The organism is Rossellomorea sp. NPDC077527, assembly GCF_044542955.1.
Taxonomy (GTDB): Bacteria; Bacillota; Bacilli; order Bacillales; family Bacillaceae_B; genus Rossellomorea; species Rossellomorea aquimaris_E.
Window position 1 is genome coordinate 126112 of record NZ_JBITVL010000007.1, and the last position, 14756, is coordinate 140867.

Here is a 14756-nt window from a genome sequence, read left to right on the forward strand (position 1 = left end):
TCACTCCGTAAGAGAAGCTGTTATGGCTTCTTTGAAAATAGTCACCACTTCATCTACTTGCTCTCTTGTGATGATCAATGGCGGAAGAAAACGGACCACGGCACCATGTCTTCCTCCCACTTCAAGGATCAATCCCCGTTTGAAGCATTCACGTTGGATGGCACTCGCTATTTCTGGATTAGCCGGTTGACTTCCGCTCGCTGATCGGGGTTTAGAAGGATCAATGATCTCCACTCCTATCATCAGTCCTCTACCTCTTACATCCCCTATCTCAGGGAACTCCTGTTGAAGATCTTTCAAGGAAGAAAGAAGTCTTTCTCCCATTTCCCCGGCATGAGCAGCCAAATTCTGCTCTTTAATGAACTTTAAAGTGGCTGTCCCTGCTGCCATAGCCATTTGATTTCCCCTGAAGGTGCCGATATGGGCCCCCGGTTCCCACGCATCAAGATCACGATCATATATCACGACGGAAAGCGGCAGGCTCCCCCCAATTGCTTTTGAAAGGACAAATACATCCGGTACGATTCCAGCATGTTCAAACGAAAAGAGTTCCCCGGTACGTCCGATTCCAGTCTGCACCTCATCGATGATAAGTGGAATCCCCCGCTCTTTCGTGATTCGTCTCATTTCCTGGATCCATTCGATCGGCGCAGGAACGGAGCCTCCTTCACCCTGTACTGTTTCAAAAATCATAGCGGCAGGTGGCAAAATCCCACTCTCGGGATCGTCAAGGAGATTCTCGATGTATTGGCTGCTAATACGATGACTGTCCTCGCCACCTATTCCGAAAGGGCAGCGGTATGTATAGGGATAAGGCATGAAATGTGTGTCCGGCATCAATCCTTGAACCTTCTTCTTCGGACTGAGATTTCCACTGATGGACATCGTCCCATGTGTGGCGCCGTGGTACCCGCCTTGGAAGGTAAGGATGCTTTGCCTTCCGGTTGCCGTCTTCACTAATTTCAACGCAGCCTCGATGGCATCGCCGCCTGTCGGCCCGCAAAATTGGATTTTCGCGCGATTACGAAATCCTTCCGGTAACGATGAGAATAGTTCATTCACAAACTCTTCTTTCACAGGAGTGGTAATATCTAACGTATGTAATGGCCGTTTATCACGAATCACTTGCTCCATCGCCTCAATAACCGTCGGATGATTGTGTCCAAGGGCCAATGTTCCCGCTCCCGCTAAGCAATCCAAGTATTTGTTCCCTTCCATATCCGTTACATAAATGCCCTCCGCTTCACTGATGGCAAGAGGTATTCTTCTTGGATAAGATCTTGCATTCGACTCCCGTCTCTCTTGTTGTTCCAGTAATTCTTTATTTGAAATGGCATGTTGTATCGTCATCATTACATCTTCCTTTCCTGGTAGAATGGCTTTTGCTTTCAACGACATCTTAATTGATAATGATTATCATTGTCAATAGTAGTTGATAACTATTCTCAATTATTTTCAATCTTACCAGGTCATTTGTATGGATATCCGTTTTTTTCTAAGAATTTCCTGATGGTTGTGGTGAAAGGGAGGTTTTTTCCAAAACCGCGTTCCATTTACACTATTACGTAAACGATTGGAATCAGGTATATTTACACAGTGTCAAAAATAGGATAATAGTCGGTATGAACAGCTTTTCTGTGATCATAATTGAATGCTCAAAAATACACCGGAACTAAAAATCTCCGGTGTATTTCGTACGTTATTTACTTTCGCTCCAACGGCAATGTCATGCACCTGATTCCGCCTCCACCCTTCTCCAATTCATTCACATCAACTTGTATAATCTTCTTCCCTCTTACTTTCGGATGCTCTTTAAATATGCTCTTATTCGCTTTCGTACTCACTAATAGGGTTTCCGGATCCAGATTCAGAAAATTGATATCCGCCACTGTGTGTTTCACATTATCCGTCCACAGAACTTCGAATCCTTGCCGCTTTATAAAGTCTTCCATCATCACGTACTTTGCGCCGTTTTCGCTGACGACTTGTACAGGGAAAAGGCTCATATAACTTTTGGCAATCAGAAGGTCTTCCCCTGCAACATTACAATTCATATCCAAGTGCATCGTTTCACCGGTCCGTGGTAAGTCGATGATCCCTATTTCCGAAAACCCAGCCAGAAAGATTTTACTCTTCAGTGCTTCAATGCTCTCAATACTGGATCTCATTCCGGTATTTATAAAGACGGCGTCCCTGTTCAACACAAATACATCCCCATTTTCCAATGCTTTCAATGAGTTATTGTCCTTGATCGAAAATGTCTTCTCATCAAACCATGATTGAAACAACTCATGACTATGGAAATACTCGGGTGCTCTCATCGTAATGCCGGCATCACCAGGAATGACTGTGTTCCCATAAACGCAAGCCAGATCTCTTACAAATACACGATTGATAAGCTTATGATTCAACTCCCCAACCTCATCTGGAAGGTGTTTGGAGTAATCGATGACTCGCACACCCGTATCCTCCATCGCACGAATCATCTCTTCATGGTTTGCCTTCGCTTTCACCTGGTTAACCGGTTTCTCCCATCCGACGTAATCTGCCGTTCGTTGGTCGGGGACATCCACGGACGAAGGCGAGCAGACCATCACCGTTTTTAATTCTCCATGTTCATTCCAGCAATTCGCATTGATCTTTATCATCAGCCAGCCTCCTTGAAAATCAGTCTTCCTTACTTTCTCCTTTCCCATGGAAATCATTCCGGCCCCATTCACATAATTCATGGGGGGGAATGTCACACTATGGAGGATAAAGGGCAGGTGATGAGAGTTGAGTAAATGTACGGATCAACGTAATCTTTCGTGGTGGCAGCTTTCGTTCATAGGGGTAGGCTGCATCATTGGAACAGGATATTTCCTTGGCTCGGCTATTCCGATTCAACGTGCGGGATTTTCTGTGCTTATTGCCTATTTAATCGCAGGTATCGGTACATGGATGGTATTCCAGGCACTTGCAAAACTGACGGCTGAGCACCCAGAAAAAGGCTCATTCCGTACCTATGCCAAAAAAGCATTCGGTCCATGGGCAGGATTCAGTAATGGCTGGGTGTATTGGTCAGCTGAAATGTTAATTATGGGAAGTCAATTAACGGCCCTTGCCCTTTTTGCCCAGTTTTGGTTTCCGGGGATACCCCTTTGGATTTTCACTGCGGGATTTGCGGGACTTGGTCTAGTGATCATCTTATTGGGAGTAAAGAAAGTGGAGCAAATGGAGAATCTATTCGGTTTGATGAAGGCGGCTGCCATCGTCATGTTCATCCTTGTTGGGGTGGCCGCCTTGTTTGGATGGCTTGGTGGCGGAGAATCGAGTCGTGAGCAGTACTCTCCCATTCAAGGTATGCTTCCCCTTGAAGGAAAGGGATTATGGCTTGCCCTTCTGTTTGCTTTTTATGGCTTCGGCGGGATTGAAGTGATGGGTCTGATGGCGAAGGAGCTGAAGGACCCAAAGGATGCCCCGAAGTCAGGAAACATCATGCTCGTGACATTGACCTTTCTTTACGTTGTTTCTTTCTATCTTGTTTTAAAGCTGGTTCCGATAGAAGCCCTCAACCCAAATGAAAGTCCGTTTCTGACCGCCCTTAAACAATATGACCTCCCATGGGTGCCACATGTATTCAACTCCATCTTGATCATTGCCGGGTTCTCAACCATGGTCGCATCTCTATATGCCGTCACGACGATGCTTGTCACTCTGGCCGAGGAAGGGGACGCTCCACATATTTTCGCCAAAAAAGGGAGATGGAGCATCCCACTGCCTGCGTTCGGATTAACCATTTTTGTCGTTTTCGTCTCCATCATAGTGGCAATGATCCTCCCGGAAAGGCTATTCGAGTATGTGACAACGGCTGCAGGTCTGATGCTGCTTTATACGTGGATTTTCATCCTGGCGTCCTTTCTCAAACTCATGAGCAAGACCGCCTGGAATCTGATTCAATCGATCATCGCCCTCTTCCTTATCGTATTCGCCATCAGTGGTACTCTTTTTGATCATGTAAGCCGAATAGGGTTCTATGTAAGTATCGGATTCATCATACTGATTGCCGCTGCTGCGTTTTTCAAAAGAAAAAAGAGTTAAAGGCTGTCCTTAACTCTTAATTTTCTTATGCATATGTGAAAATGGGCATTTTCTCATGGCAGAATCATCATCACGAAGATAGTATTGTTCCCACTCATAATTGTCTTGCTGCCCATACCATTTCAAACTTGGATGTGGAGGTGCTTCGTCATATTCCACTAGCCGCTTTCGGATAACCTTCTTTAATTTCTGGCCGAAAGTGGTGGAGGAGTTGATTTCATCAAAAACCCATCTCGGCTGGAACGCTATTAAGAAGTAAGGGAAATGACGGCTTTTTCGAACAGTGTGAGCAGGAGTTGCACAGAAGGCAAAATACGGTTCACCATTGAAGCAAAACTCCCATGTGTGGTCGTGGGGATCCTTTCCAATATGATCCGGCCAAGGCTTGTCGTCCAATTGATGGACCCGGTTCAACAGGTCCCAAAAAATCTGCTCATACGTTTCAACCGGCTGCCGACCTCCCCCCATATCATCTGAATGGCAGAACACTACGAGAGATGCGTAATTTCCCGTTTCCCTTGAAATCTCCCCGTATTGTTTTAAGTAAGATGCCAACTTTTCTGAGGCTTCTCCTTTTCTAGGGTCTTCCGTAAAGCCGAATCGCAGTGTATCTGTCTGAAATCCTTGTTTTCCTGGTACGCAAGGATAAGGATGCTCTTCATCACACAACATCGCAGCGAATTGGCGGTATGCGGATTGCTGCCATGGGCTAAGTTCTTCCAAATGTTGATCAATCCAACTCTTTGAACATAACATAGTCGATTCCTCCTAAGGATTACTCATGTATCCTATTAGGAGGGTTCAAAGTGGGTGTCTGTCTAGCCGAATAATAACCTGCAGGCCTCCACTCCGAAATATATGCCGAAACCCATTAATATGAGCCCGGAAACAATCGAGATGACTCGTAGGAATCGGGGGCTAATCAACTTCCTCGCGCCCGTTGCAACACCGGCCATCGTCACATCCCAAATGGTGATCCCAAGGAAAATACCCAAGCTGTATAACAGCATCTGTCCCGATTCATAGGAGCTTGATGTCTTTGCAAGGATCGAACCATAGATTCCAAGCCAGAATAAAATACTCAGTGGATTGGAGATGGCCATAAAAAACCCTGTACGAAACGATTTTCCTTTCGTTTCACTTTGACTTTTTCCAGAGTCATTCGTAAGGTCTCCTGAATTCTGAAGGCTTTCTATCCCCGTGTAGGTCAAAATAAAGAACCCAAAAATCCATAAGAACAGTTTGATGATCGGAATATCTATGAATTGAGCGATTCCGAAATAAATCAGGAGCATAAAAATCCCGTCCGCCACCATTCCTCCAACCCCGACAAGCCAGGCATGGAAGAAGCCGAAGCGGATCCCCTTGTCCAATTGTGCTGCATTGATCGGACCCATTGGAGCTGAAAGGGATAAACCCAAAACAATATAGCTAATAAAGATACTCATGTTCGACCACCTTCACATTGACTTCCCTCCATTGTATTCGGACAAGTCGGTAAGTATTAAACCCTTTTCAGAATAAATGTCCAAAATGCGGATAATCTAAACAGCGATACCATTTCCAAAAGGAGGAGAACAACTATGCAGAATCAACAGCAACCAAATGGGATGACCCAAGGATCGGGTATGCCGCCGAATATGATGAACGCCCAAAGTAAAAACCACGGTGGACATGAATTATTCGATGCCCATGAAATCATCGCCGGCATCATCAGCATGCTCGATCAGTATCAAATGTATGATCAACACATACAGGATCCTGAATTAAAAGATATCGTAAAGCGGCAGAGCGCTTTTGTGACGACGATGTATAATACGATTGTAGGAAGCTTTTCAACGGGACACGATCCACAAGTCCCAACCCAGCAATACAAAATGTCCCAATCTCATACCACAACATACGGCATAAAGCCGGGAGCTCCAAAAAAACCGAATCAGTCCGTTCAAGACCTTTCAGACAAGGGCTTGTCTGCGTATATGCTGGGACAGACCAAATCATTGGCCTCACTCCTTGCCATGACAGCTCTCGAAATGACCAATCCCGTGCTGAGACGTGTTGTTGCCGACAGTGTACCGAATTTTATTGAAATGAGTTATGAAATTTTCCTTTATCAGAATAAGAATGGGTACTATCAGGTTCCACAGCTGAACGATCAGGATATGACCCTGATGCTTAAAAGCTATACGGAGGTTCCACAGCAGAATCTCCCTCAATAACCTCTCATTACGCCTGCGCCAGGACGCAGGTGTTTTTTATTTTACCCGCCTCACTGAATGCTTCTCATACACATAGAATGAAGTGAAAATGAAACAGGAGGTGACCCAGGTTGATTCATACGGTAAAAACAGGAGAAACACTCGGACAGATTTCGAGGGACTACAGGACTCCACTTTCTGCCATCCTTACGTCTAATCCAGGGATCAATCCAGATCAAATTTATCCTGGACAATTGATCACCATTCCCGGGATTCCCGATGCTACCGGCAATCCTTATAGAATTCAAGTGTCAGTTAACAACCGCACTCTTCGTCTATTCAAGGATGGGGTTCAAGTGAAACAGTATCCTATCGCTGTGGGAAGGGTCCTATTCGAAACTCCTATTGGGGATTTCATCATCATCAATAAAGCACCGAACCCCGGGGGGCCATTTGGAACGATGTGGATGAGCTTATCCAAAGAGAGTTATGGGATTCATGGAACAAATAACCCCGCTTCCATTGGAAATGCCGTATCAAAGGGATGTATACGGATGTACAACAAAGACGTGGAAGAGCTTGCAGGAATTGTACCGATCGGGACACCTGTATCCATCATTCCATAAAGAAAAAAGTGTATAGAGAAGACACTATACACTTTCCCTTTATAATACAGCCCTTTTGGGTTCCATATAATCCAAACCAAAGTGCATGTGAAGAATTCTTGCGGCCTTTTCAACATCAAAGCGATCGACAAGGGCACTTAGACCAACCGATGATTCCCATACCGACACCTTTCCAATATGATAATCATGAAAAACATTCGTCACCTTTTCTTTTACTTCTCCCGAAGAAGGGATGCTTCCTATCACACATACTTTCGATAAGCCTTCCTTTATTTCAAAATGGGAGTAAGCTCCTTTATACCCACTGACGATTTTTTTCACTGAGTGAACATCCTGGTCTTTTATGATCAGAGCCAGGTCTTGATGATGCTTGATTCTTTCTGTTTCGATATGGTGAGAATCCAGATCGTATAGAATCAACGATTCCCCTCCTTCGCATCCATGGATGGTGAGGACCGAAATATCCTTCTGAAGCGCTACGCCGACTATATTTCCGTTCTTTTGGACTTTGTCACTGATGAGGGATCCCCGCCCCTCCTTTAAACTTGAACGAACAATCAAAGGTACATGGTGTTCCTTTGCGTGTTTAATCGCTCTTGGGTGCAGGACGTTTGCTCCCATCGTGGCAAACCGGAGCATGTCAGCATACGATAATCCCTCGATTTTTGCAGCTCGGGGTACCACTCTCGGATCTGAGGTGTACACTCCATCCACATCCGTGTATATGTCACATCGATCTGCTTTCAAGGCGGAAGCGAGTGCTGCTGCCGTCGTATCTGAACCACCCCTCCCCAAGGTTGTGAGTTCACCATCTTCTGTAACTCCTTGAAAACCGGCAACCACTACGATTCGTCCTTCGGATAATTCTTTCTTAATCCTTCCGGTATCAATGGATGTAATTTTGGCATTTCCAAACACCGAGTCTGTTCGGATTCCCGCCTGCCTGCCGGTCAGGGACACTGCCTCCATCCCCTTATGTTGAAGGGCCATTGTCAGTAGAGAAATCGTGACCTGCTCTCCTGTTGCAAGCAGCATATCCATTTCCCTTTTTTGAGGAACTTCCGATAGTTCACCCGCAAGCTTGACAAGGGTATCCGTCGTTCTAGCCATGGCCGATACGACAACCACGACGTCATTTCCCTTTTCCTTTTCTTTTATGACATAACCTGCCACCCGCTTAATCCGATCCGCAGAACCTACAGAGGTTCCACCAAATTTTTGAACGATGATACTCAAGTGATCCCCTACTTTCTTTCAGATCTATTTGCTCCCAAAAGGTGTCAGTAAACGGCCACGCCTTCCTTCACTTCATTCTCAAGAGGAATTTCGTCCAGGATGGAAACCGCCTGAATCTGTTCCTGTGATTGAAGGAGCGCTTCTATGTCCTCTTTCTTTCCTTCTACAAAGACGTACAGGTGACTGCCCAGCTGAATTCGGTCCTTTAATGTGAAGAGCGTAATCCAGCTTTGATATTCTTCATTTGCTCGTACACGCAAGACCCATTGCCCGCTGCTACCTTCTCGAATCTCCTCATTGTGCACCGTGCTTTCAGGAGAATCCGTGTATTTCCCCTGTATTAACGAAAGAAAATCCTCCACCATGGCACTTCCCGTCGGACGTTTTCCCGCACCGGGCCCAAGCAGTGTGACTCTCCCCACCAGGCTACCCTTCAGTGAAACCGCATTTTCCACATCCTCCACCCCGTAAAAAGGATGGGTGTCGTGGACCAGGATCGGCTTTACTTCACCCTTGATTCGATTGAATCCGTCGCGTTCCAAAGAACCTACATGTTTAAAGCGCAACCTGAAGGACTCGGCTGCCTGCAGCCATTCTGCCGTCAAGTGCGTGATCCCTTTACGCCTGACATCCTTCCACTCCGGCTGCCTGCCAAAAGCCGTCTGACTCAGAATGAGGAGTTTATAAAATGCATCGTACCCTTCAATATCGCTCGTTGGATCCGCCTCTGCATACCCCTTTTCTTGAGACTGCTTCAGGGCGGCTTCAAAGGAAAGTCCCTGCTTCCTCATTTGGGATAGAATAAAGTTGGATGTCCCGTTCAAGATTCCCTGGATACTTCTGATTTCATTTACCTTTATAAGTTGACGGATGGTGCCGATGACCGGGATTCCTCCCGCTGTGGTCGCTTCGAAACCAACTGAAACCCCATGATTCAAAGCCTTTTCCAATAGATCAGGTCCATATTTGGCAAACATGGCTTTATTGGCCGTGACGATGTGGATCCCTTTCTCAATCGCTTCGGATAAATACGTATAACACGGCTCTTCTCCTACAATCGCTTCGAAAATCACATGAAGATCCGGGATCTCTAGTATGTCTTTAAACTCTGTGGTGACTTTAATTGAAGGGTTGATTTCCCTTTTCTTAGTGGGGTCCTTGATGAGGATCGCCCTCACTTTCACCTCTTTGCCGAGTGCTTCCTTCAATCTGTCCTGATGAGTTTCAATAGCCTCACAGACCCCTTGACCAACGGTCCCAAACCCCAGAATCGCCACATTTATCACTGACATCTTTCAGCCTCCTTATCCTTCTAAGATCATACATACAATTGATTCATTCCTGCCTGAAGATCCACTGGGCGTGGTGGAAAGAGGATATAAAGAAAAGCCCTCTTCTTGTAAGAAGAGGGCTTCATATACATGCTCCTCCCCTTATCTTCCAGATCCACATGGAATCTGTAGGAATTGGCACCTTTACAGACTAATCCTGCAGGTTGCCGGGCTTCATCGGGCCTATCCCTCCGCCGCTCTTGATAAGAGATATAACGTTATGTTTTCACTTGATATTTGAGTATGAATTGGATTATATAGGGGATTCATTCCATCGTCAATACCATTTTCATTATTTTTTAAAAATTCTTTCTACTGTCCCGAATGACATTATTTCCAATAGGTTTACTACGTTTTTTAAAAAAACTACAGCCTCTATCAATCTATTTTTCATTAAGGAGGTTTTAACCGGTACAGGCAGGGAAAACTAACCCATATCCATTTACTAGAAAGGATTCGTTTTCATTATGTTAGAAAAAATACTCCCTTCATCCATCCGGAAATACTTGCTCATGTCAAAACGTCAGCGTATGCATGAGATTCGCCTGACCATTTGGTATATGCCTTTCTTGTACATATGTCTTTCCATACTGCTGGTCGTCATTACTCTTTATTTAGACCTTCAACTGGAAATCTCTCAGTATTTGTCCGATTTTTTAAGTATGGATGCTTCTGTCACCAGAATTCTGGTGAGCACACTGATCGGCGGCGTTCTGACACTCAGTGCCTTCACACTTAACTCTCTGCTTGTCGTGTTGACGACGTTCAGCGGACAGTTTTCACCAAGAATGCTATTGAATTTTATATCGGACAAACAGACACAGCACGCCCTCGGTATTTTCAATGGCAGTTTTGTTTACGTGCTTCTTCTGTTTCTGTTTATCGGAAGTTCAAAGAAGGAAATGTTTGTCGCTGCACCCATGATCACGATTGGACTGGCCTTTCTATCAGCTATTACCTTCATCTTTTTTATTAACCATGTGTCTACATGGATGCAGGTCCATAATATTACGTACAATATGAAGCAGGTGTCTGAAGGGATGATCCACCAGACTCTGAAGAAAGATCTAGAAGCACATCGCACCACTGAAACTGGGGACATCATGGAAGAAGAAAAGAAAAACATCGTTCACGTGAAGGCTAAAAGTTCAGGATACATTCAATTAGTCGATTTTCAGGGAATGATCCAACTTGCACAGAGAGAGGATCTTGTCCTTCAACTTCATTATAAAGTGGGCGATTATGTTCTCGCCGGCAATAAGTTATTAAGTATATGGGGGCCTGAAACAGCCAACATCTCCATTGATTCTTATCTGCACTTTATTGAGATGGGGCATAAAGAAACAGAGATTCAAGACCTGCAGATGGGAATTCATAAACTCGCAGAGGTGGCGATTAAATCATTGGGAAATGATGATCCCAAAACGGCCTCCAACACCATTGACCAGATGGCCGATTTGATGCTAACGGTTGAGGATCAATTATCCTTCACTCCATATTTAATCGATCAACATGACAGGATCCGCGTCATTCTTCAATCAGAACCATTTAATTATTATTTATATCGTGGATTTGGATATATCCGTCACTATGCCAAAGACAACCACCTAATCATAACGGAAATTGTAAGGGCACTGGCCCTCTTGGCTGAATCCACTCAACCTTCAAAACATCATGACCTTTGGGAATTCGCCTGCAACACCATTGATCATATCGAAAGAGAAGTCATCTACGAATTAGACAAGACCTTTCTTCTCCAAGAAGTTCATAAGCTGGCACGGCTCACGGGCAATCTGAAGGAGTATAAAAAAATCGAAAGTAAATTCTATCCGAACGCGAATGAAAACACGTAAAAAGCTTCATTTCTCTTGTTGAGAAATGAAGCTTTTTATTAGGGATTATATCCACGTTTCGACAATGCTGGAATCTTCTCCTTGGGCTTTCGGTACACGTGAGAATCGATCTGGGATTTCACTTCTGACCGCTTCTAACGTAGGTCTCATCAAAATGGTGTGGGTCGGTTGATTCACTTCGAACAGTCTTGCGACATACATACCTTGATAATCTTTAGGACTACAGTAGATACAGATGATTGGCAGTTTGTAATTATTTAATTCCACCTCATCAAATGATGATATTAGACGATCTGGATTTTCCATCGACTCTCTCCTTTACTCGTTCTTTTGAATAATCAGCTTATGCACTCTTTTTTTCCATCCAGTTGATGATGGTTGTATAGCTTCTGGATATAGTAATTACACTGAGAATATTGTCTTTCTTCCTTCGACAGAGGAATAATAACATTCTCCATATATTGATAATACGCTTCCTCTCCCTCATGGACCCTGATACTAAGCATCGTAAATAGGTGCTCTTTGTAGGAAGCCTTCATGGTTCTCGAATAAAGAAGTCCTTCTTCTATTAAACTTTCAAATCTTTCATTATTTACAGGGCCGTCAACATTCAGGGAACTATCAATATAGCCAAAAAGAATACTGACATAGTCTTCGGTAGGAGACTCATGTTTCACTAAGCCAAAAGCTGATTGAAATGCTTCCTTTGCCTTTCCATCCTGCATGACCTCTCGATAGAGTCCTCCCAAATTCAAGTAAAGAATAGCTTTCCTTCTATGGTCATGTAGATTATCACAATGCTGTATCAGCTCATCATACTTCTCTACTAGTGTTTGGAGACTTCCCTCTACATTTTTGCCTTCCGCTGCCAACTGAATGGTAGCTGCGTCAATACATCTTGTAAAATTAAACGTTTCTTTGAAGTAATTCAGGGCAAGCTGACTATATCCCAGTGACTTGTCATACTGCCCTAACTTATGATAGCCCATCGACATATGGTAATAGGATTCAGGATTGGAGTAAATGTCCCGATCGATTTTCTCCAAATACGTAATGGCTTCTTGTGGATTACCTTTTTCAAGCTCGTACATCCCTTTAAAGTGATAGTATAATTGAAAGTCATAATCGTACATATGAAAAGAAAGACGCTTATTAGAAAATTGACCTAAATAGAATGCGGCTTCTTTCAGTTCACCTTTCATCATTAAGTACCTTGCTTTCAATAGCTTATAAGTACCATTCAACGTTTCGATTTTGATAAGGGGATTTTGTTCAATGGTTCCCTTCAATAACTCGATCTTTCCATTTACCTGCTTGATCATGACATCATGCCACAGTTCCAAATCCAGTCGTAATTTTTTAAAAACTTTTAACTCTTTCTCGATGTTGATATGTAATCGTTGATTGAACAAATCAACTTTATCTTTCGTAACCTGTAAGTGCCCACTTTCAATTTTACTAATATGTCCTGGAGTACAAACCCCTGCCCCCATTTGTTTCTGAGTCATCCCTTTATAGATGCGAAAGTATTTAATAAATGCCCCAATATCCATTATCCAACCCCCATGATGACTTAGTAGAAATCTCGTTCCTCTCAAAAACAGGTTTACCGCTTTATCTTTTTTTATAGCGGAATACATTCTACTAATATTATACTAAGAAATTATCACGAAGAAATTGGGGTTTTCCACAGGCATAAGATTTCGCAAAGAGAGACTTTATACCTATTTATTTTCTTTAGCATACTACCTCAATAAAAAGTTTTCATATCTTCTCCCTACTATTTCAACTATTTTTACAATCATTTGAAATCAAAAGAAAAACCAACTAGTTCTTTGTGCTTACTCCATTTTCCCAACTTAGGACACTCATGCTTACTATTTTGAGAAAATGTTTTTTTATGGACTCCGTTTATACATATAGAAAGCCACACTTATGGTGGCTATTTTATTCCATTCGATTGGAAGGCTGGATTGGCGGTTCAAGCTGTAGTTCCTTATTTCGATAAATCTTGGAAATAACAGCAGATCCCATCAATCGCTTAATTTCATTCGCAGGCAATTCCATAGATACCCCGTTAAAAGCTGTTTTATAACGATGGAGGATGTGATACTCCACTTCATTTTTTTCTAAAAAGAGATAAAGTTCCTTCTCGAACTCCCTGTGACTTTTTTCAACTTCCTCTTTAGCTGATTCCAGTGTCAGCTCCACTCCTTGAGCTTTTGCTTCCAAGACGGCCACTTTTGCTGGTTTGGTCTTAAATTCTATGATGGTAGATATAGTCTCCCCACTCGACAGATCAAGTTCCGGATCCACTTTAATCGATGAATTCATTGTTTCTTCCACCACCTGTGTTTCTATTTTTTCACCCATGTCCCCTTCATTCATACAACCACTTACGAATATCAATGACAGTACGAATAAGGCCCTACAATACCACTTCTTCATGGTTAATCAATCTCCTTTATCAAATAGTAAAAAAGACAATCCTTCGGAATGGGGATTGTCTTTTTAATCGTATGCGTATGTCCTGTCATCGTTCGTTTTGGAATCTGAACTCCCGCTTCTACTTGCAAAAAATATGTTTTCCGATTTGCTTGATCTGTGGACGACTCCAAATCCAACTGCTTGTTGCTGTATCAGGATTGAAGTAATAAATCGCTCCATCACTTGGATCCCACCCATTGACTGCGTCAAGTACAGCTTTTTTCGCTGTTTCATTCGGAGTCAGGTTGATTTGTCCATCTGCCACAGCGGTAAATGCCCCCGGCTCATAGATCACTCCAGCAACGGTGTTAGGAAATGAGGAACTCCTCACTCGGTTAAGGATTACTGCAGCGACTGCTACTTGACCGGTGTATGATTCACCTCGTGATTCACCGTAAACGGCATTGGCCATTAATTGAATATCGTTTTGAGAGAATCCATTCGGAACATTTGAACTCCCCCCTGTTGATCCTCCCTTATCATAAACAGTGGCTTTGACTAATTTTTCTTTTGTTTTTGGGCCGACGACTCCATCAACCGGTAATCCGAATTCATCCTGGAAAATCCGCACAGCCCAATATGTATTGTATCCAAACACACCATCCACTTTACTTGTGTAAAATCCGATGTACTTTAACCGTGATTGTAATTCTATGACATCTTCTCCCGTTGCTCCCCTTTGAAGAACTTGAGAGGAGAAAGCATTTACTTCTGCTTGTTGTCCGCTTCCGACAAAAAATAAGCCAGATATAAAGAGAATGGTTATGAAAAATTTGAGTTTTGACATAAGAACCTCCAAAGAAAGCTAGATGGGTTATATTGTCTTCTTTGAAGGACTAAATTATGTACGTAACTCGTTCAATCGGAAGAAAAGGTAGCCCGTATTGGACTACCCACTCTTCTGATTGATTATCATTTTATACAAGCCAATAGGAACATGGACGG

Annotated in this window: 14 protein-coding genes and 1 riboswitch; of the genes, 4 read left to right on the top strand and 10 right to left on the bottom strand. The window is 43.4% G+C overall.

What is annotated here, in order from left to right:
- Both ACIGG7_RS20720 and ACIGG7_RS20725 read right to left on the bottom strand, forming a co-directional pair.
- Nucleotides 1-1350: an aspartate aminotransferase family protein gene (locus ACIGG7_RS20720; protein ID WP_397550931.1), complete on the bottom strand. Its 1350-nt coding sequence runs from the start codon at nt 1348-1350 to the stop codon at nt 1-3.
- A 353-nt stretch (nt 1351-1703) separates the two neighbouring features.
- A complete protein-coding gene (locus ACIGG7_RS20725) occupies nt 1704-2648 on the bottom strand; it encodes an arginine deiminase family protein (protein ID WP_397550896.1) in 945 nt (314 codons plus the stop codon).
- 127 nt (nt 2649-2775) lie between these two features.
- Between ACIGG7_RS20725 and ACIGG7_RS20730 the strand changes: the two genes are divergently transcribed.
- Complete coding sequence (locus tag ACIGG7_RS20730; RefSeq protein ID WP_397550897.1) at nt 2776-4080, top strand: amino acid permease; 1305 nt, start codon at nt 2776-2778, stop codon at nt 4078-4080.
- Nucleotides 4081-4089: 9 nt separating this feature from the next.
- Here ACIGG7_RS20730 and ACIGG7_RS20735 read toward each other — a convergent pair whose 3' ends face one another.
- Nucleotides 4090-4836, bottom strand: a complete 747-nt coding sequence (locus ACIGG7_RS20735) for a YqcI/YcgG family protein (RefSeq protein WP_397550898.1) — start codon at nt 4834-4836, stop codon at nt 4090-4092.
- A gap of 62 nt (nt 4837-4898) precedes the next feature.
- The gene (locus tag ACIGG7_RS20740) at nt 4899-5528 is read right to left on the bottom strand and encodes a LysE family transporter (RefSeq protein WP_224944742.1); all 630 of its coding nucleotides are present in this window, start codon (nt 5526-5528) and stop codon (nt 4899-4901) included.
- Nucleotides 5529-5663: 135 nt separating this feature from the next.
- On the opposite strand from ACIGG7_RS20740, the gene ACIGG7_RS20745 reads away from it, so the two are divergent.
- Both ACIGG7_RS20745 and ACIGG7_RS20750 read left to right on the top strand, forming a co-directional pair.
- Nucleotides 5664-6299: a spore coat protein gene (locus tag ACIGG7_RS20745; protein ID WP_397550899.1), complete on the top strand. Its 636-nt coding sequence runs from the start codon at nt 5664-5666 to the stop codon at nt 6297-6299.
- Nucleotides 6300-6409: 110 nt separating this feature from the next.
- Nucleotides 6410-6904, top strand: a complete 495-nt coding sequence (locus ACIGG7_RS20750) for a L,D-transpeptidase family protein (protein WP_224944744.1) — start codon at nt 6410-6412, stop codon at nt 6902-6904.
- Between the two features lie 39 nt (nt 6905-6943).
- Here the strand turns inward: ACIGG7_RS20750 and ACIGG7_RS20755 are convergent, their stop codons facing one another.
- Both ACIGG7_RS20755 and ACIGG7_RS20760 read right to left on the bottom strand, forming a co-directional pair.
- Complete coding sequence (locus ACIGG7_RS20755; RefSeq protein WP_397550900.1) at nt 6944-8140, bottom strand: aspartate kinase; 1197 nt, start codon at nt 8138-8140, stop codon at nt 6944-6946.
- 44 nt (nt 8141-8184) lie between these two features.
- Nucleotides 8185-9432, bottom strand: a complete 1248-nt coding sequence (locus ACIGG7_RS20760; protein WP_397550901.1) for a homoserine dehydrogenase — start codon at nt 9430-9432, stop codon at nt 8185-8187.
- Nucleotides 9433-9570: 138 nt separating this feature from the next.
- A riboswitch (SAM riboswitch) is annotated at nt 9571-9681 on the bottom strand.
- Nucleotides 9682-9938: 257 nt separating this feature from the next.
- Here ACIGG7_RS20760 and ACIGG7_RS20765 point away from each other — a divergent pair.
- Entirely contained in the window at nt 9939-11324 is a 1386-nt protein-coding gene (locus ACIGG7_RS20765) for a DUF2254 domain-containing protein (protein WP_397550902.1), read from the top strand.
- Between the two features lie 45 nt (nt 11325-11369).
- Here ACIGG7_RS20765 and ACIGG7_RS20770 read toward each other — a convergent pair whose 3' ends face one another.
- From ACIGG7_RS20770 to sleB, 4 genes are all read right to left on the bottom strand, one after another.
- Nucleotides 11370-11630: a hypothetical protein gene (locus ACIGG7_RS20770; RefSeq protein ID WP_224944756.1), complete on the bottom strand. Its 261-nt coding sequence runs from the start codon at nt 11628-11630 to the stop codon at nt 11370-11372.
- A 32-nt stretch (nt 11631-11662) separates the two neighbouring features.
- Nucleotides 11663-12877, bottom strand: coding sequence for a helix-turn-helix domain-containing protein (locus ACIGG7_RS20775; protein WP_224944758.1), 1215 nt, complete (start codon nt 12875-12877; stop codon nt 11663-11665).
- A gap of 394 nt (nt 12878-13271) precedes the next feature.
- On the bottom strand, nt 13272-13772 hold the full coding sequence (locus ACIGG7_RS20780) for a protease inhibitor I9 family protein (protein ID WP_397550903.1): 501 nt from the start codon (nt 13770-13772) through the stop codon (nt 13272-13274).
- Between the two features lie 118 nt (nt 13773-13890).
- On the bottom strand, nt 13891-14598 hold the full coding sequence (gene sleB / locus ACIGG7_RS20785; RefSeq protein WP_397550904.1) for a spore cortex-lytic enzyme: 708 nt from the start codon (nt 14596-14598) through the stop codon (nt 13891-13893).
- Nucleotides 14599-14756 lie beyond the last annotated feature (158 nt).

What these genes read in the sequence shown, in the direction of transcription:
- ACIGG7_RS20720 (WP_397550931.1), bottom strand. Translation starts at nt 1,350, where the DNA reads ATGACGATACAACATGCCATTTCAAATAAAGAATTACTGGAACAACAA.
- ACIGG7_RS20725 (WP_397550896.1), bottom strand. Translation starts at nt 2,648, where the DNA reads ATGATAAAGATCAATGCGAATTGCTGGAATGAACATGGAGAATTAAAA.
- ACIGG7_RS20735 (WP_397550898.1), bottom strand. Translation starts at nt 4,836, where the DNA reads ATGTTATGTTCAAAGAGTTGGATTGATCAACATTTGGAAGAACTTAGC.
- ACIGG7_RS20740 (WP_224944742.1), bottom strand. Translation starts at nt 5,528, where the DNA reads ATGAGTATCTTTATTAGCTATATTGTTTTGGGTTTATCCCTTTCAGCT.
- ACIGG7_RS20745 (WP_397550899.1), top strand. Translation starts at nt 5,664, where the DNA reads ATGCAGAATCAACAGCAACCAAATGGGATGACCCAAGGATCGGGTATG.
- ACIGG7_RS20760 (WP_397550901.1), bottom strand. Translation starts at nt 9,432, where the DNA reads ATGTCAGTGATAAATGTGGCGATTCTGGGGTTTGGGACCGTTGGTCAA.
- ACIGG7_RS20765 (WP_397550902.1), top strand. Translation starts at nt 9,939, where the DNA reads ATGTTAGAAAAAATACTCCCTTCATCCATCCGGAAATACTTGCTCATG.
- ACIGG7_RS20770 (WP_224944756.1), bottom strand. Translation starts at nt 11,630, where the DNA reads ATGGAAAATCCAGATCGTCTAATATCATCATTTGATGAGGTGGAATTA.
- ACIGG7_RS20775 (WP_224944758.1), bottom strand. Translation starts at nt 12,877, where the DNA reads ATGGATATTGGGGCATTTATTAAATACTTTCGCATCTATAAAGGGATG.
- ACIGG7_RS20780 (WP_397550903.1), bottom strand. Translation starts at nt 13,772, where the DNA reads ATGAAGAAGTGGTATTGTAGGGCCTTATTCGTACTGTCATTGATATTC.
- sleB (WP_397550904.1), bottom strand. Translation starts at nt 14,598, where the DNA reads ATGTCAAAACTCAAATTTTTCATAACCATTCTCTTTATATCTGGCTTA.